Annotated in this window: 15 protein-coding genes; 8 read left to right on the forward strand and 7 right to left on the reverse strand. The window is 65.9% G+C overall.

The window, feature by feature from the left end:
* Positions 1–57 precede the first annotated feature (57 nt).
* The 3 genes from V9K93_RS05610 to frmR are packed head-to-tail and all read right to left on the reverse strand — an operon-like array spanning position 58 to position 1868.
* On the reverse strand, positions 58–417 hold the full coding sequence (locus V9K93_RS05610; protein WP_046982996.1) for a YqcC family protein: 360 nt from the start codon (positions 415–417) through the stop codon (positions 58–60).
* Between the two features lie 8 nt (positions 418–425).
* On the reverse strand, positions 426–1535 hold the full coding sequence (locus V9K93_RS05615) for an S-(hydroxymethyl)glutathione dehydrogenase/class III alcohol dehydrogenase (RefSeq protein WP_046982995.1): 1110 nt from the start codon (positions 1533–1535) through the stop codon (positions 426–428).
* A gap of 57 nt (positions 1536–1592) precedes the next feature.
* The gene (gene frmR, locus V9K93_RS05620; RefSeq protein WP_005411009.1) at positions 1593–1868 is read right to left on the reverse strand and encodes a formaldehyde-responsive transcriptional repressor FrmR; all 276 of its coding nucleotides are present in this window, start codon (positions 1866–1868) and stop codon (positions 1593–1595) included.
* 212 nt (positions 1869–2080) lie between these two features.
* Here frmR and V9K93_RS05625 point away from each other — a divergent pair, with 212 nt between their 5' ends.
* The gene (locus V9K93_RS05625) at positions 2081–5173 is read left to right on the forward strand and encodes a TonB-dependent receptor domain-containing protein (RefSeq protein WP_295381562.1); all 3093 of its coding nucleotides are present in this window, start codon (positions 2081–2083) and stop codon (positions 5171–5173) included.
* A gap of 47 nt (positions 5174–5220) precedes the next feature.
* On the opposite strand, the gene V9K93_RS05630 is transcribed toward V9K93_RS05625, so the two are convergent.
* Complete coding sequence (locus V9K93_RS05630) at positions 5221–6126, reverse strand: LysR family transcriptional regulator (protein ID WP_295381564.1); 906 nt, start codon at positions 6124–6126, stop codon at positions 5221–5223.
* 131 nt (positions 6127–6257) lie between these two features.
* On the opposite strand from V9K93_RS05630, the gene V9K93_RS05635 reads away from it, so the two are divergent.
* Both V9K93_RS05635 and V9K93_RS05640 read left to right on the forward strand, forming a co-directional pair.
* Positions 6258–7361, forward strand: coding sequence for an alkene reductase (locus V9K93_RS05635; protein WP_046983013.1), 1104 nt, complete (start codon positions 6258–6260; stop codon positions 7359–7361).
* A 99-nt stretch (positions 7362–7460) separates the two neighbouring features.
* Positions 7461–7877: a VOC family protein gene (locus V9K93_RS05640; protein WP_337302187.1), complete on the forward strand. Its 417-nt coding sequence runs from the start codon at positions 7461–7463 to the stop codon at positions 7875–7877.
* Between the two features lie 12 nt (positions 7878–7889).
* On the opposite strand, the gene V9K93_RS05645 is transcribed toward V9K93_RS05640, so the two are convergent.
* The gene (locus tag V9K93_RS05645) at positions 7890–8585 is read right to left on the reverse strand and encodes a DAPG hydrolase family protein (protein ID WP_136639620.1); all 696 of its coding nucleotides are present in this window, start codon (positions 8583–8585) and stop codon (positions 7890–7892) included.
* Between the two features lie 76 nt (positions 8586–8661).
* Here V9K93_RS05645 and V9K93_RS05650 point away from each other — a divergent pair, with 76 nt between their 5' ends.
* Positions 8662–9324 (forward strand): TetR/AcrR family transcriptional regulator, encoded by a 663-nt coding sequence (locus tag V9K93_RS05650; protein ID WP_046982990.1) that lies wholly within the window; start codon positions 8662–8664, stop codon positions 9322–9324.
* 48 nt (positions 9325–9372) lie between these two features.
* On the opposite strand, the gene V9K93_RS05655 is transcribed toward V9K93_RS05650, so the two are convergent.
* On the reverse strand, positions 9373–10257 hold the full coding sequence (locus tag V9K93_RS05655) for a LysR family transcriptional regulator (protein ID WP_046982989.1): 885 nt from the start codon (positions 10255–10257) through the stop codon (positions 9373–9375).
* A 107-nt stretch (positions 10258–10364) separates the two neighbouring features.
* On the opposite strand from V9K93_RS05655, the gene V9K93_RS05660 reads away from it, so the two are divergent.
* The gene (locus tag V9K93_RS05660; protein WP_032129891.1) at positions 10365–11423 is read left to right on the forward strand and encodes an NAD(P)-dependent alcohol dehydrogenase; all 1059 of its coding nucleotides are present in this window, start codon (positions 10365–10367) and stop codon (positions 11421–11423) included.
* Positions 11424–11514: 91 nt separating this feature from the next.
* Here the strand turns inward: V9K93_RS05660 and V9K93_RS05665 are convergent, their stop codons facing one another.
* Complete coding sequence (locus V9K93_RS05665; protein WP_295381571.1) at positions 11515–12879, reverse strand: glutamate--cysteine ligase; 1365 nt, start codon at positions 12877–12879, stop codon at positions 11515–11517.
* 152 nt (positions 12880–13031) lie between these two features.
* Here V9K93_RS05665 and V9K93_RS05670 point away from each other — a divergent pair, with 152 nt between their 5' ends.
* The 3 genes from V9K93_RS05670 (at position 13032) to V9K93_RS05680 (ending at position 16203) form a co-directional block, all read left to right on the forward strand.
* Positions 13032–13736 carry a VIT1/CCC1 transporter family protein gene (locus tag V9K93_RS05670; RefSeq protein ID WP_337302188.1) on the forward strand — a complete coding sequence of 235 codons (705 nt, stop codon included), beginning with the start codon at positions 13032–13034 and terminating at the stop codon, positions 13734–13736.
* Positions 13733–14557, forward strand: a complete 825-nt coding sequence (locus V9K93_RS05675) for a helix-turn-helix transcriptional regulator (RefSeq protein WP_046982986.1) — start codon at positions 13733–13735, stop codon at positions 14555–14557. The genes V9K93_RS05670 and V9K93_RS05675 overlap by 4 nt, the downstream gene beginning before the upstream one ends.
* A 671-nt stretch (positions 14558–15228) precedes the next feature.
* Positions 15229–16203: an MBL fold metallo-hydrolase gene (locus V9K93_RS05680; protein WP_337302189.1), complete on the forward strand. Its 975-nt coding sequence runs from the start codon at positions 15229–15231 to the stop codon at positions 16201–16203.
* The last annotated feature ends 45 nt before the right edge of the window (positions 16204–16248 follow it).

Genomic DNA, 16248 nt, shown 5'->3' on the forward strand with positions numbered 1-16248 from the left:
CTCCTGCGCGGCGCGTGAGCGCACGCGTGCTTCTGGTAGATGCCGACCTTGGTCGGCTTATCCACGCGCGGCGTGGATGCCTTTGTTGATCAGTTCATCCAGCTGCGCCAGCAGGCGCAGCAACGATTCGACGCCAGGCTGGCCATCAAGATTGCGATAGGCAGCCGCGGCCACATCGCTGCGCGGCGGCCACTGCCCGGCCGCGCGCGCCTCGTAAAGGCGTGGCAGGAATACCTGCGCAAGCCACTGCTCGAACGGCATGCCATCGTCGCTGCCGAAGGCCGAGGTCACCACACGCGGTGGCCACACCTCCCCCACTACCCAGCCCAGCGCACGCAACGCCTGCTCGATCGGGGCCACCAGGGCCGCGCGCGGGTCTTCCGCACGCGGCCGGTGCAGGGCATCCAGCCAGCCCATGACGCGGCTCAGTAGTGGACCACCGAACGGATCGACTTGCCTTCATGCATCAGGTCGAAGGCTTCGTTGATCTTGTCCAGGTCCATGGTATGGGTGACGAACGGGGCCAGTTCGATATCTCCCTTCATCGCGTCTTCCACCATGCCCGGCAGCTGGCTGCGGCCCTTCACACCACCGAAAGCAGTACCCATCCACTTGCGGCCGGTCACCAGCTGGAACGGACGGGTGGAGATCTCCTGGCCCGAACCGGCCACACCGATCACCACGCTCTGGCCCCAGCCACGATGCGCGCATTCCAGCGCCGCGCGCATCACGTTGACGTTGCCGATGCACTCGAAGCTGTGGTCCACGCCCCAGGTGGTCATTTCAACGATGACCTGCTGGATCGGCTTGTCGAAGTCTTTCGGGTTGATGCAGTCGGTGGCACCGAATTCGCGGGCCAGCTCGAACTTGGACGGGTTGGTGTCCACCGCGATGATGCGGCCGGCCTTGGCCTGGCGCGCGCCCTGGATCACTGCAAGGCCGATGCCACCGAGGCCGAACACCGCCACGCTGTCGCCTTCCTGCACCTTGGCGGTGTTGTGCACCGCGCCGATGCCGGTGGTGACGCCGCAACCGAGCAGGCAGACATGCTCCGGGTTCGCTTCCGGATTGATCCTGGCCAGCGAAACTTCGGCCACCACGGTGTACTCGCTGAAGGTCGAGCAGCCCATGTAGTGGTACAGCGGCTCGCCGTTGTAGCTGAAGCGGCTGGTGCCGTCCGGCATCACGCCCTTGCCCTGGGTGGCACGCACCGACACGCACAGGTTGGTCTTGCCGCTCTTGCAGAACAGGCACTCGCCGCACTCGGCGGTATACAGCGGAATCACGTGGTCGCCGGGCTTGACGCTGGTCACGCCCTCGCCCACTTCCACCACGATGCCAGCGCCCTCATGGCCCAGCACCACCGGGAACAGGCCTTCCGGATCATCGCCGGACAGGGTGAACGCATCGGTGTGGCAGACACCGGTGTGGGTGATCCTGACCAGCACTTCGCCTGCCTTCGGAGGGGCGACGTCGATCTCGACGATCTGCAGCGGCTGGCCGGGACCAAAGGCGACGGCGGCACGGGACTTCATGGTGGACTCTCCAGACATAAGGAAAACGGGATGCACGGCGCGGTGATGCGCCATCGCTTACTTCAGGTACGAGCGGATCAATGCGCTCATGTCGCGCACGCGTTCGGCGCGCTGTTCATCGGAGGCCGCAGGTTGGCCGAACTCCTCGCGCAGATGGGCCTCCATCACCTCGGACATCAGGCCGTTGACCGCACCACGGATGGCGGCGATCTGCTGCAGCACCGGCCCGCAATCGGCGCCGGCCTCCAGTGCGCGGTCCAGCGCATCGCACTGGCCGCGGATGCGGCGCACGCGGGCCAGGACCTTCTTCTTCTCTTCGGGGGAGTGCGGCATGGCGAACTCGCTCGGAACTATACTGGGGGATAGTATACACGCGCGAACGAATGAGGCCATATCGTGCTGGCGGAGCATGCTCCAGGGATAGACCAGTCCGTAAATATGAATGAATAATAAATAGATTCAATTGTTACTTTTTCATGACGTAGGGTACCGTGTTCGCCTCTGCGTTTATCCCTGAGTCACATTGGCGTGACCAGGGAGAAATCATGTACCGACCGTTGTTCGCCCGCAGTCGCTTGTCTGTCGCGCTGGGTTCGGCATTGGTGCTGGTGGCCGCCGCACCGGCCATGGCACAGCAGGCCGCCACGCAGGAAGAGAAAGCCGAGCCCGCCAGCAGCACCAAGACCCCCGTACAACTGGACCGGATCACGGTCACCGGTTCTCGCATCTACCGCGCAGGCTTCGACACGCTGGAACCGGCCGCGGTAGTCAGCCGCGAATCGATCGAGAACTATGGCGATACCAACCTCATCGATGCGGTAACCCGGATTCCCGGCGTCAGCGCGGGCGTCAGTTCGCGTGGCGACCAGGCCGGCTTCGGTGCCGGCGTCAACTTCGCCAGCAAATTCGGCCTGGGCAGTAATCGCCTGCTGACCCTGGTCAACGGGCGCCGCTTCGTGACCTCCACCCCGCCCACCATCTTTGGTGCTGGCGGCGGCTCTGGCATCCAGGTCGACATGAACGCCATCCCCAGCGTCATGGTGCAACGCATTGAAAGCCTGAGCGTGGGCGGTGCCCCCACCTATGGCTCGGATGCGATCTCCGGCGTCAACAACATCATCCTGCGCGACAAGTTCGATGGCGCCGAAGTCGAGCTGGGCTACGGTAGAACCAGCAAGAACGACAACGAGCGCTACTCCTGGTCGGCCATCTTCGGTACCGACTTCGCTGATGGGCGCGGCCACATCGTGGTGGCCGCCGAGCTGGACAACGCCGACGGTGTGAACGCGCTGCAACGTGATTTCTACCGCCAGGGCTACAGCCTGCAGGCCAATCCCACGGTGGCCAATGCCACTTCCCAGCCCCTGCGCCGTCCGACCAATGATGGCCGCATCGACGGCAGCATTCCGTTCAACACCGGGCCCCGCGATGGCATCCCCGACCAGGTCTGGATCCGCAACCGGCGCATTGCCAGCATGACCTTCGGTGGCCTGGTGATGCCGGCCACCGGCAGCTACACGCGCAACGGCCTGGGTGACATCCTTGGCTTCGGCCCGAACAAAGACAAACTGTGGCAGTTCAACAACGAGGGCAAGCTGGTCGAGTTCAACCCCGGCACCAGCTACGCGGGCGGCAATGCCTCCGGCGGTGACGGCCTGAACCTGTTCGAGACGGTGCCGTTGATCGCCGACCTCGAACGACGCTCGGTGTTCTCCACCGGCAGCTTCGACTTCACCGACAACGTGCGCGGCTTCTTCGAGCTTTCGCGATACGAAGCGACCGCCCGCGAAACCCTGGACCAGAACGTCTACAACGCGGTGTCCTTCGGCAATGCGCGCCTGGACGGTGGCGGTACCGCCAGCGGCGCGCTGACCTTCAGTGCCAGCAATCCGTTCCTCAGTGCGGAAACCCGCAAGATCCTCGCCGACAACGGCATCACCTCGTTCCGCCTGTCGCGTTCTTCGCGCGACCTGTCGATGAACAACGCCAGCACCGAAACCCGCCTGACCCGTGCGGTGCTTGGCCTGAGTGGTGCGTTCGAGGTTGGGAAACGCAACTTCAACTGGGAAGCCAGCGTCACCCACGGCCGTGGTGACTTCGACTACCTCGGCACCGGCCTGATCCAGCAGAACTTCATCAATGCGATCAACGTGACCACCGATGCCAGCGGCCGCATCATCTGCGATGCCACGAGCCCGGGCACTACGGCCGATGCGAACTGCCGCCCGCTGAACCTGTTCGGCGAAAACCAGGCATCACGCGAAGCCCTTGACTATGTCTCCACCCGTACCGTGGCCAAGGCGCAGACCCGCCAGACCGTCATCAATGCATCGGTATCCGGCGGCCTGTTCGATCTTCCCGGCGGCGAGCTGTCCGCGGCGGCCGGCTTCGAACACCGCCGCGAAGAAGGCTCCTTCACCCCCAGCGAGTACCAGCGTCTGGGCCAGGGCCGTTCGGTGCCGACCCAGGCGGCCGAGGGCAAGTACCACACCAACGAAGTGTTCGCCGAACTGCTGGCGCCACTGTTCAATCCCGACTGGGACCTCCCGGGCCTGCATCGCCTGGACCTGACCGCCAAGTTCCGCCGCGTCGACAACTCCATAGCCGGCGCGTTCAATGCGTTCACCTACGGCATCCAGTACGAACCGATCGCTGGACTGCAGCTGCGCGGCAACAAGACCCAGTCACTGCGCGCGCCCTCCATCGCCGAGCTCTACACCACCCAGCAGCCGGCCTACTACAACATCCCGGAAGTGTGCTCGCTGGACAATATCAGCGGCGGCTCCAATCCGGCGGTGCGTCGCCGCAACTGCCAGGCATTCTTCGCCGCTTACCCGGGCGCCGATCCGAATACCTTCCGCCAGCAACCGACCAATACGCTGGGCTCGACCAACGGCAGCACCCGCCTGCAGAACGAAACGGCGAAGTCGTGGACGGCCGGCATCGTGTTCGCGCCGGAATGGATCCCGGGCCTGCGCGTCGCCGCCGACTGGTATGACATCAAGATCAACAACGTGATCACCTCGCTGAGCGCCAACGACATCATCACCGGTTGCTTCGACAACGCCGACTTCAATGCCGCCAACGTGCCCAATGCCAACCGCTTCTGCGGCCTGGTGACGCGTGATCCGAACACCGGCGTGGCTACCAGCATCAAGACCGAGTATGGCAACGGCCCGGTGCTGATGTTCCGTGGCTGGACCGCCGAAGTCGGCTACCGTTGGGACCTGTCGCGCTTCGGCGTGCTGGACCTGGACTTCTACGGCTACATGCCGAAGAACCGTGGCCAGGCCGCGAACCGGGACGTGCCGTTCGTCGAACAGGCGGGCAGCTTCAACGAGCCCAAGCGCCAGTTCCGCTGGACCGCACAGCACCGCATCGGCAACTGGAACTACGGCGTGGCCTCCAACTACACCAGCCGCGCCCAATACACCATGACCGATACCCCGGAAAGTCGTCAGTACTTCTATCGAGACAGCTGGACCACCTGGGACGCCAACGTCACCTACCGCATCACCGATGCCGCTCGCGTGACGTTGTCGGTGATCAACGTAGGCGACGACATCGGGCCGTTCCCGTATGTGCTGGATTCACTGGGCCGTCGCTACATGGCCAGCCTGCGCTACAACTTCAAGTAGGCCAGGCGCAGCGGTTCCACAGGCGGGGCCCGGTTTCCGGGCCCCGCTCAATCGAACAATCCCTCACCCGCCAACCGGGTCAGTTCATCCACCACGTAGCGCACCTTCGGCCGCAGGTGGCGCGTCGGTGGCCACAGCGCATGGATGTCGATGTGCCGCTGCATGTGCTCGTCCAGCACCGATTGCAGTGCGCCGGATTCCAGGTGGCGACGCAGCAGTGAAACCGGCATCTGGCAGATACCGAGCCCGGCGATGGCCGCTTCGATCACCGCGTCGCCGTCATTGAGTTGATACGGCGCACTGGGAATGAACGTTCCCTCGTCCTCCTCGCTGCCGATCCGCCACCAGACCGGCTGGCCATGGCGGAAGCCGACGATGCTGCGGTGCTGCGCCAGTTCCTCCACCGTGCGCGGCACGCCATGTGCCTGCAGGTACGCCGGCGATGCACACGTGACCAGGCGCTGGCGACCCAGCCGGCGCGCGACCAGATGCTCGGCATGGTGCAGCCCACCAAACCGGATCAGCAGGTCGATGCCCTCTTCGACCGGATCTACAAAGTGATCGGTGAAGGTCAACGTCAACTGCAGGTCCGGGTACTGCCGGCACAACCGCAGCAGCACCGGCAGAACCACCAGCCGCCCGAACGAGGACGGCATGTCGATGCGCAGCCGCCCGCTGGGCAGGCCGGCCGAACCCAGGCAGGCCTCGGCCGCGGAGATCTCTTCCAGCGCCGCCGCACACGACGCGTAGTACGCCTCCCCATCGGTGGTCAGTGCGATGCGCCGCGTAGTGCGGTGGAACAGGCGCACCCCCAACCGTGTTTCCAGCCGGGCGATGGCCTTGCCCACGGCCGAGCGCGAGATGCCCAATGCATCGGCGGCCTCGGTGAAGCTGCCCGAGCGTGCGGTAGTGACGAACGTCACCAAGCCATTCAAGGATTCCAGCGGCAGCATCTCTTACACCCCCATTGGGGACAGATAGTCCCGCACCAAGGGAGATCGAAGCGCTTTATGCGCCCGCATGTCAACTCCATCCTGTGTGCATCGCGCCTGTGGCGCCTCTCCCCCGCACCGAGATGACCGACATGACCGCCGCCCTCTTCCACCCCTACGACCTCGCTGGAGCCGCCCTGCGCAACCGCATCGCAATGGCGCCGATGACCCGCGCCCGCAATCCCGGCTCGATCGCCAACGCGCTCACCGCGCAGTACTACCGGCAGCGCGCCAGCGCCGGCCTGATCATCAGCGAAGGCACGCCGGTCTCGCCGCAAGGCCAGGGCTACATCGACGTGCCGGGCATCTGGTCAGCCGAACAGGTGGCCGGCTGGAAGCTGGTCACCGAGGCGGTGCATGCCGCCCAAGGCACGATCTTCGCCCAGCTCTGGCATGTGGGCCGCATGTCGCATTCCTCGCTGCAGCCCAATGGCGGCCAACCGGTAAGCGCGGGTACGCGCACGGTGGCCAGCGCGCCGAAGAACACCTCATTCGTGTATCTGGACGATGGCAGCCGAGGCCATGCTGATCCCACTCCGGCACGTGCACTGGCCACTGAAGAGATCCCGGCCATCATTGCCGACTTCGCACGGGGCGCCGACAACGCCATCGCCGCCGGCTTCGATGGTATCGAGCTGCATGCGGCCAACGGCTACCTGTTCGAACAGTTCCTCAACCCGCTCATCAACGAACGCGAGGACCGCTACGGCGGCTCGCTGCCCAACCGCACGCGATTGATCCTGGAGACCGTCGACGCGATGGCCCAGCGCATCGGCGCCCACCGCATCGGCGTGCGCCTGGCGCCGAACAACCTCACCTTCGACATGCCGTACTACCCCGACAACGAGGCCACCTATCTGTATCTGGCCGAGGAACTGGGCAAGCGCGGGCTGGCCTATGTGCATCTCAACGACAACCTGCAGGCAGGGCAGTCGGTGCTGGGCGAAGCGTTCCTGCAGCAGTTCAAGCAGGCCTACGGTGGCACCGTGATCCTGGCCGGTGGCATGACCCGCGAGCGCGCCCTGCAACTGGTCGAGGCCGGCACCATCGACCTGGCCGCGTTCGGCCAGCCGTTCATCGCCAATCCAGATCTGGTCGAGCGCCTGCAACGCGATGTTGCACTCGCCATACCCGATCGCGGCACCTATTACGGCGGCGGCGAAGCTGGCTATCTCGATTACCCGCGCGCACAGTAGATCCCCGCCATGCGTGGATGCGGCCGCACCCGCACAGCGCCGGTGCGCCGCATCGCACAGCGGGCGTACACTGCCCGCCCGGATTCACTGGATACGCCCATGGATACGCCCACCGCATCATTCATCGTCAATCTCGACGTTCCCGATCTTGCGGTGGCTGAGGCCTTCTACACCGAAGCCTTCGGCCTGCAGATCGGCCGCCGCCTCGGCCCGGGCGCCGTGGAACTGCTCGGCGGACCAACGCCGCTGTACCTGCTGCAGAACGAGGCCGGCAGCGCCGCCACCGAGGACGGCGACGTGCGCGATTACGAGCGCCATTGGACGCCGCTGCACCTGGACTGGGTGGTGAATGGCATCGAAGCGGCGTTGGCACGTGCGGTTGCGGCCGGGGCAACACTCGAGCAGCCGCTGCGCGAACATCGCTGGGGTCGCATCGCCGTGCTGGCCGATCCTTTCGGCCACGGTTTCTGCCTGATCCAGTTCAGTGGCGAAGGCTACGACGCGTTGCTCGAATGACCAGCGCGTGGTTCACCACGGCAACGGCACTGCCTCGCCGTTGGCACGCTCGCCGTAGTACAGCGACGGCAGCAGGCGGGAAAGAAAACTGAACTCCGTGTAGCAGTGCTTGAGCAGGCCCAGGCCTACCGCATCGCTGGCATCGCGTTGCGGATCGGTGCTGTCCAGGCCGAGCACGAAACGGCTACGCAGCACGCAGCCGAACGGGGTATCGCGTGCCACATGCAACATCTGCCCGTCGCAGGGATCACCGTGCGCATCCAGACGCACGTGATCACCAAAACCGATGCGCGCGGCGATCACCGCCGACACATCTCCTGCTTCCTGCGCCGCCCGCAGGTGCTCGGGTGCGAGCAGCGTGCTCGGGTCATGGAACTTCAAACGCGCCGCCACCGGCGGGATGTCGGCGAGCGATTCCACGGCATGGATGCTGGCGCCGTGGTAGCTGCGTCCGCGCTGCCAGGCCTCATCCCAGCCGCGATGTTCGACATGATCGACTGGATGCCACCAACGGATGTGCTGGGTGGTCTCGAAGAAGGTAAACCACCAGTCCAGCATGCGGCCCTTGCAACCGTGCAGGTCAGTGCGCACCGCCACCAGCAAGGTGCCATCTTCCCGGCGCTGGATCCCGGTTTCCAGATGCATCGGTGCCGGGTCGAGCAGATCGTGGTGATCCAGCCAGGCGCGTGCGTTCACAGCGGTATCCATGAAGGTCTCCTACGGGGTTCGGATGCCCGACAATACGGAAACGTTTGTCGTTTCTCAATTACCCGGATGAGTTAAGATGGGCGCAATGAACAGCACCACCCTGCCCGAGCCCTCAACGCCGACCCGCCGCCGCGGCCGTCCTGCGCGGCCGGAAGCCGAAGTCCGCCACGCCGTGCTGCAGGCCACGCTGGAGCTGTTGCTGGCACAGGGTTACGAGGCCACCACCATCGAAGCGGTGGCGGCGCATGCCGGGGTGGCGAAGAAGACCGTGTACCGCCACGCCAGCAACCGCGAGGAACTGGTCGGGTTGGCGGTGCGCGAGTGGACCGACGGCTTCGCGCCGCAGCTGCAGCGCGATGCGCGCGACAGTGACGAGGTACTGCCGCTGCTGCAGGTCATCCTGCAGGCAGTGTGTGCACAGGCGCTTTCGCCGCAGGCGGTGCAGGTGTTCCGTCTGCTGGCGACGGACTTTCCCGGCAAGGAAGCGCTGCTGCAGGCCTACCTGGACAACGGCATCGAGCGCTGCCGGGCGCTGTTGGCCGACTGGCTGGCACGGCAGCAGCAGCGTGGGCTGCTGCGCGAGGGAGATGCCGCGTGCATGGCACGGCTGATCCTGGCGATGGCCGTGGCCGAGCCACTACGCGAACGCGTGATCGGTGTGGTGGCCGAGGATGCGCCGGTAGAGGTGCATCTGCGCGAGTGCATGGCGTTGTTGGCGCCGGTGTTGCAGGCGCCGTAGCGTGGCGCCATCCACTCATGGCGTGGATCTACTGGAGCAGACCAGCATTCACTCCCGCAACATATCCACGAACGCGCGCAGCGCACCGGGCATCTGCCGCTGCTTCGGGTAGTACAGCGCGAAGCCGGCGAACGGCTCGCTCCAGTCTTCCAGCACCGCCACCATCTGGCCCGATTCGATGTAGGGCCGCGCGGTGTCTTCCAGCACGTAAGCCAGGCCGATTCCATCGAGCACCGCGCCAACCACGGTGCCCTGCTCGCCCAGCGTCAGCCGTCCGGGCACGTCGATCTCCAGCGCCTGCCCGCCGCGCTCGAACTGCCACTTGTACAGATGCCCGCTGGCGAAGCGGAAGCGGATGCATTCGTGTGCAGCGAGATCGCGCGGATGCTGTGGCGCGGGGTGACGCCGCAGATAGTCCGGCGAGCCGACAATCAGCCCGCGCAGCGGTGGCCCCATAGGCACTGCCACCATGTCCTCGGGCACGAACTCGTGCAGGCGCACGCCCGCGTCGTAGCCCTCGGCCACGATGTCGACCAGGCCGTCGTTCTCGGTCAGCTCCACCCGCACGTCGGGATGGGCGCGCAGGAAGCGCGCCAACCGCGGCCCCAGCTGGGTCGACACCGCCGCGCGGGTGGCGTTGATGCGCAGCAGGCCAGCCGGGACAGCACGGAACTGATTCATCTCCTCCAACGCATCGTGCACCTGCCCCAAGGCCGGCTGCAGGCGCTCCAGCAGCCGCTGCCCGGCCTCGGTCAGGGCCACGCTGCGGGTGGTGCGATGGAACAGGCCCACCCCCAACCGTTCTTCCAGCGCGCGGATTGCATAGCTCACCGCCGAGGTCGACAGCGCCAGCTCGGCGCCGGCACGGCGGAAGCTGCGGTGGCGGGCGACTGCGGCGAACGCAGCCAGGTGGGAGAGATTGTCAGTGGCCATGATTGTGCAGTTTCACTTGATGAATCATGCCGATATCCGTGCTTCTTGCCGCTGGGTACGGGGCGTATTGTAAAACGCCTTTCGACAAACCCTGCCAAGGATTCCCCATGTCCCTCGCCCGTGGTTACGCCGCCCATTCACATACCGACCCACTGATCCCGTACGAGTTCGAACGCCGCGCGGTCGGCCCGGACGATGTGCGTATCGAGATCCTCTACAGCGGCATCTGCCACTCCGACCTGCACCAGGCCCGCGACGACTGGGGTGGTTCGATCTACCCGATGGTGCCGGGCCACGAGATCATCGGCCGCGTGACCGAGGTCGGCAGCAACGTCACCCGCTTCAAGGTCGGCGACCATGCCGGCGTTGGCTGCATGGTCGATTCCTGCCGCCACTGCGATGCCTGCGAGCACGATCTGGAGCAGTACTGCGCCGAAGGCGCGACCTGGACCTACAACGGCCGTGAACGCGAAAGCGGCGCGCCCACCTACGGCGGCTATTCCGACCACGTGGTGGTCGAACAGCGCTTCGTGGTGAAGGTGTCCGAAACGCTGGACCTGAAGGCGGCCGCGCCGCTGCTGTGCGCCGGCATCACCACCTGGTCGCCGCTGCGCCACTGGAAGGTCGGCCCGGGCCAGAAGGTCGGCGTGATCGGCCTCGGTGGCCTCGGCCACATGGGCGTGAAGTTCGCCAAGGCGCTCGGCGCGCACGTGGTGATGATCACCACCACGCCGGAAAAGGGTGCCGACGCCAAGCGCCTGGGCGCCGATGAAGTGCTGGTCTCGCGCGATGCCGCGCAGATGAAGGCGCACGCGGGCAGCTTCGACTTCCTGCTCAACACCATTCCGGTCGGCCATGACACCAATCCGTACATGGGCCTGCTCAAGCGCGAGGCCACCATGTGCCTGGTCGGCGTGCTGACCGAACTGGACCCGCCGCTGACCGGTGGCAGCGTGATCTTCGGCCGCAAGCACCTGACCGGTTCTGCGATCGGCGGCATGGCCGAGACCCAGGAAATGATGGACTTCTGTGCCGAGCACGGCATCGTCAGCGATGTCGAGATGATCGACATCAAGAACGTCAATGAAGCCTGGGAGCGCATGGCGAAGAACGATGTGCGCTATCGCTTCGTGATCGACATGGCGACGATGAAGAACGCCGCCTGATCCAAGGCAGGTGTGAAAAAGAAAAACCCCGGCAATGCCGGGGTTTTTCTTTTGGTAGTGCCGGCCGCTGGCCGGCAACCCCGCAAGGCGATCAATACGCGAACTCGCGGAACACCGGATCGACGTCGCCGTGCCAACGGCCATGGAACAGCGCCAGCTTGCGCTCGGCGGGGGTCAGGCCGGACTCGACAATTTCCTGCAGCACGTCCAGGAACTTGCTCTCGTCCTGGCCGTCGGCATTGCGTGCGGCACGGCGCTTGAGGCCTTCCACGGAAATCTTCACCGCCTCGCGGGCCAGGTCACGCACGCTGCCATTGCGGAACGGCAGGTTCATCGCATGCTTCGGCACGCCGTCACGCAGCGCATGACGCTCGGCCAGGGTGAAGTCACGCACCAGATCCCACGCCGCATCCAACGCGGTGTCGTCGTACAGCAGGCCCACCCAGAAGGCCGGCAGCGCACACAGCCGGCTCCATGGGCCACCATCGGCACCGCGCATTTCCAGGTATTTCTTCAGGCGCACTTCCGGGAACGCGGTCGTGGTGTGGTCCGACCAGTCGCGCAGCGTCGGCAGCTGGCCTGGCAGCACCGGCAGCTTGCCCTGCATGAAGTCGCGGAAGCTCTGGCCGCTGGCATCGTGGTAGACGCCATCGCGGTAGGAGAAATACATCGGCACATCGAGCAGGTAGTCGACATAGCGCTCGTAACCGAAGCCGTCCTCGAACACGAAGTCGAGCATGCCGGTACGATCGGCATCGGTATCGGTCCAGATGTGCGAGCGGTAGCTGAGGTAGCCGTTCGGCTTGCCTTCGGTGAACGGCGAGTCGGCGAACAGTGCGGTGGCGATCGGCTGCAGCGCCAACGACACGCGGAACTTCTTCACCATGTCCGCTTCGCTGGCGTAATCCAGGTTCACCTGCACGGTGCAGGTGCGGGTCATCATGTCCAGGCCGAGCGAACCGACCTTGGGCATGTACGAGCGCATGATCTTGTAGCGGCCCTTGGGCATCCACGGCATTTCATCGCGCGTCCACTTCGGCTGGAAGCCCATGCCGAGGAAACCCAGCTGCAGCTCGCCGGCCACCTGCGCCACTTCATTGAGGTGGGTGCCGGTTTCCACGCAGGTCTGATGGATGGTTTCCAGCGCCGCACCGGACAATTCCAGCTGGCCGGCCGGTTCCAGCGTCACCGAGGCGCCATCGCGCAGCAGGGCGATGGTGTTGCCGTTCTCCTGCACGGGTGCCCAGCCGAACCGCACCAGGCCATTGAGCAGCGCTTCGATGCCGCGCTCGCCTTCGAAGGTCGGCGGACGCAGGTCATCCAGGCGGAACCCGAACTTCTCGTGCTCGGTACCGATGCGCCACTGCGCGCGGGGCTTCTCGCCGGAGGCGATCTCCGCCACCAGCTGCGAGCGGTCGGTAATGGGCGTATCGGCGACGTGGCTGGGGCTCGACAAGGGGAGGACTCGCTGGACAGTGGCAGGGGATGTGGGGCTGAGGGCCTTGCATCGCAAGGGCGCACTATAGCGTGGCACTTCATCGCGTCATGCGACGGTGACGGGTTTCAGCATCCTACCGACACCCTCTTGACCCTCGTACACTCAGGGCCATGAGCCGCCATTCACGACATCCCGAGCTGCACCGTGCCGATCGCGTCGGCTGGCTGCGGGCCGCCGTACTGGGCGCCAACGATGGCATCGTCTCGGTCGCCGGCCTGGTGGTCGGCGTGGCCGCCAGCGGCGCCTCGGCCAGCACGATCCTCGCCACCGGCGTGGCCGGCACCGTGGCCGGCGCGATGTCGATGGCCGCCGGCGAGTATGTGTCGGTACAGACCCAGGCCGATACCGAAAATGCCGATCTGGCGATGGAGAAGCGTGAGCTGCACGAAGACCCGCACAGCGAACTGGACGAACTGACCGCGATCTACCGCCATCGCGGGCTGGAGCCGGCGTTGGCGCGCCAGGTTGCCGAACAGCTGACCGTCCACGACGCGCTGGGTGCCCACGCCCGCGACGAACTGGGCATCACCGAGGAACTGCGCGCGCGGCCGTTGCAGGCCGCATTGGCGTCGGCCGCCGCCTTCACCTGTGGCGCCGCGCTGCCGGTGCTGACCGCGCTGCTGGCACCGGCCGACAAGGTGGCGATGATGACCACGGCCAGCACCCTGCTCGGCCTGTGCCTGACCGGCGCAATGGCCGCCCGGGCCGGCGGTGCTTCGCCTGCACGCGGTGCGATCCGGGTAATGTTCTGGGGCGCGCTGGCGATGGCCGCCGCTGCCGGTGTCGGCAGACTGCTGGGAGCCCACGTGTCATGACCACGATGCTGCCACCGGCCGTCGCCCTGCTGGCAGAGATGGCCAGCCTGGCCGGCTGCGAGCGCGCCGAAGGCTATGCCTGCATCACTGCGCGCCGCGAACACGGCGCCAGTTCGGTGGAAATTCCACAGCCGCAGTTCGCAATCCTGCTGGAAGGCCGCAAGCAGGTACGCACCGCGCATCAGTCGCTGGATTTCGTGCCCGGCGACATCCTGCTGATCACCCAGCGCTGCCGCATCGATGTAGTCAACACGCCCGACCCGGGGACCGGCCGCTACCTCAGTGCCATCGTACCGCTGTGTGCCGAAGTACTGGCCGCGGCGCGCACGCTGTGGAGCGAAGCGCTGCCCAGCCCCGGCCCGATGATGGGGCGGTTGCCATTGACCGAGCATGGCGCGGTGCTGCGACAGTGGCGGCAATCGCTGCAGGACGGCCGTTACAGCGACGCACGGCTGGCCCTGGCCTCGCTGGTACTGACCCTGTGCCGGCAGGGCCATGGCAACCTGCTGCTGCCGCAGGTACCGAGCCTGGGTGAACAGATCCGCGACCGCATCGCCGCCGAACCGGCCCGCGACTGGCAATCACGCGATGTGGAAGAGCAGTTCGCGCTGAGCGGCGCGACCCTGCGCCGTCGGCTGGCAGCCGAGCGCACCAGCCTGCGGCAGTTGTTGACCGAGGCGCGGCTGGCACATGGAATGACGTTGCTGTACACGACGGATCTGCCGCTGAAGACCGTGGCCGCACGCGCGGGCTACCGGTCTGCCGCCAGTTTCAGCAAGCGCTTCGCCGAGCAGTACGGGCTGGCTCCTACAGACATTTGAGGGTGTTCGGCAGGGCTGCGCCCTGCACCCGCAGAGGCAACGGCAACAGCCGAAGCAACAGCAACAGCGTGCATTCCGTGGGATGGCGGGGCACTGTGGGCTTGCGGGGACGCCGTAAACCCGTCCGTGGGGGCTTGGTCGCGGCATCCATGCCGCTCACACCCCGCAACCCCACAGTGCCCCGCCTTCGATAGATTCCGGCGGCTGTTGGTAGGTGTCGACCTTGGTCGACACATCTGTCAGATATCGAATGAAATTCTGGGGTCAGATCCAACAGATCGAGGAAAACTGTCGAAGGCGGGGTGGGTCCGGTTGCGGGGGCGTGAGCCGCATGGGCCCGAGGCATGCCTCGGGCGGGTTGGGCAGGACGCCCAACCCGGGCCTTGCCGTGTGCGCAGGACAGCGCACACGAGCAAGCGGCGACCGAGCTTACATGGACGTACTTGCAGCGTCCCCCGCAACCGGACCCACCCCGCCATCCCACGGATAGCCGCTGTTGCTGTTGCTGTTGCTGTTGCTGTTGCTTCGGCTTTTGCCTCTGCGGGTGCAGGGCGCAGCCCTGCAGACACCCCTTCCCTGAGCATTCCGCGTAGTGGTTTGAGCGCCGCGCGCACACCGGCCACGGCAGGCTATGCAGCAACGGAATTGCCCGTCATCCACCGAGAACCGCCATGACCCTGCGTCACCTGCCGCTGCACGGCGCCCTGCTGCTGGCCCTGTCTTGCCTGCCGCTGACCGCGCTGGCCGAAGCCACCTCGCCTGCCCCCACACAACAGGTGCCCGGCGTCTACCACCAGCGCGTCGGGGCGCTGCAGGTCACCGCCCTGTTCGATGGTGTGGTCGCACTGGGCCGGCAGGAAGTGGTGGACGTGCCGCCGACGCTGGTCAGCCGCCTGCTGGAAGGTCGCTATGTGCCGGAAGACAAGAAGGGGCTGCAGACCGCGATCAACGCTTTCCTTGTGCGTCAGGGCAATCACCTGACCCTGGTCGATACCGGTACCGCGCAGTGCTTCGGTCCTGGCCTGGGCCAGGTGCTGGGCAATCTGCGTGCTTCCGGCGTCGACCCGGCCGAGGTGGATGACGTGCTGCTGACCCATGCCCATCCGGATCACCTGTGTGGCGTACTCGACGCGCAGGGCAAGCCGGCCTACCCGAACGCCACGGTGTGGCTGTCCAAGGCCGATGCCGGTTACTGGCTCAACCCGGCCAGCGAGGCCAGTGCACCGCAAGGCGTACGCTTCGCCTTCCCACTGGCACGCAACGCGGTAGCGCCGTACCAGGCCAGCGGCCATCTGCGTACCTTCAGCCCCGGCGATGCCCTGCCCGGCGGTGCTGTGGCGATGGATACCCATGGCCATACCCCGGGCCATGTCTCCTACCGGTTCGACAGCCTGGGCCAGTCACTGCTGGTGTGGGGTGATGTGCTGCACTTCCACGCGGTGCAGTTCGCGCACCCGGAGGCCGCGTTCGAGGCCGATTCGGACCGCAAGGCGGCCATCACCAGTCGCCGCAGCCTGCTGCAGCAGGCCACCGCCAACCGCTGGTGGGTGGCAGGTGCGCACCTGCCGTTCCCCGGCCTGGGCCATGTGCGCAGCGAGGGCCAGGCCTATGCCTGGGTGCCGGCGGAGTATTCGCCGCTGAAATGAAACCTTGCAGAGCCGAGCTCATGCTCGGCTCTTCGGGGTCTCGCC

The organism is Stenotrophomonas sp. CCNWLW162 (assembly GCF_037203745.1).
Classification (GTDB): Bacteria; Pseudomonadota; Gammaproteobacteria; order Xanthomonadales; family Xanthomonadaceae; genus Stenotrophomonas; species Stenotrophomonas maltophilia_AQ.

What these genes read in the sequence shown, in the direction of transcription:
- V9K93_RS05660 (WP_032129891.1), top strand. Translation starts at nt 10,365, where the DNA reads ATGTCCCTCGCCCGTGGTTACGCCGCCCATTCACATACCGACCCACTG.
- frmR (WP_005411009.1), bottom strand. Translation starts at nt 1,868, where the DNA reads ATGCCGCACTCCCCCGAAGAGAAGAAGAAGGTCCTGGCCCGCGTGCGC.
- V9K93_RS05680 (WP_337302189.1), top strand. Translation starts at nt 15,229, where the DNA reads ATGACCCTGCGTCACCTGCCGCTGCACGGCGCCCTGCTGCTGGCCCTG.
- V9K93_RS05655 (WP_046982989.1), bottom strand. Translation starts at nt 10,257, where the DNA reads ATGGCCACTGACAATCTCTCCCACCTGGCTGCGTTCGCCGCAGTCGCC.
- V9K93_RS05610 (WP_046982996.1), bottom strand. Translation starts at nt 417, where the DNA reads ATGGGCTGGCTGGATGCCCTGCACCGGCCGCGTGCGGAAGACCCGCGC.
- V9K93_RS05625 (WP_295381562.1), top strand. Translation starts at nt 2,081, where the DNA reads ATGTACCGACCGTTGTTCGCCCGCAGTCGCTTGTCTGTCGCGCTGGGT.
- V9K93_RS05640 (WP_337302187.1), top strand. Translation starts at nt 7,461, where the DNA reads ATGGATACGCCCACCGCATCATTCATCGTCAATCTCGACGTTCCCGAT.
- V9K93_RS05645 (WP_136639620.1), bottom strand. Translation starts at nt 8,585, where the DNA reads ATGGATACCGCTGTGAACGCACGCGCCTGGCTGGATCACCACGATCTG.
- V9K93_RS05670 (WP_337302188.1), top strand. Translation starts at nt 13,032, where the DNA reads ATGAGCCGCCATTCACGACATCCCGAGCTGCACCGTGCCGATCGCGTC.
- V9K93_RS05635 (WP_046983013.1), top strand. Translation starts at nt 6,258, where the DNA reads ATGACCGCCGCCCTCTTCCACCCCTACGACCTCGCTGGAGCCGCCCTG.
- V9K93_RS05675 (WP_046982986.1), top strand. Translation starts at nt 13,733, where the DNA reads ATGACCACGATGCTGCCACCGGCCGTCGCCCTGCTGGCAGAGATGGCC.
- V9K93_RS05650 (WP_046982990.1), top strand. Translation starts at nt 8,662, where the DNA reads ATGGGCGCAATGAACAGCACCACCCTGCCCGAGCCCTCAACGCCGACC.
- V9K93_RS05615 (WP_046982995.1), bottom strand. Translation starts at nt 1,535, where the DNA reads ATGAAGTCCCGTGCCGCCGTCGCCTTTGGTCCCGGCCAGCCGCTGCAG.
- V9K93_RS05630 (WP_295381564.1), bottom strand. Translation starts at nt 6,126, where the DNA reads ATGCTGCCGCTGGAATCCTTGAATGGCTTGGTGACGTTCGTCACTACC.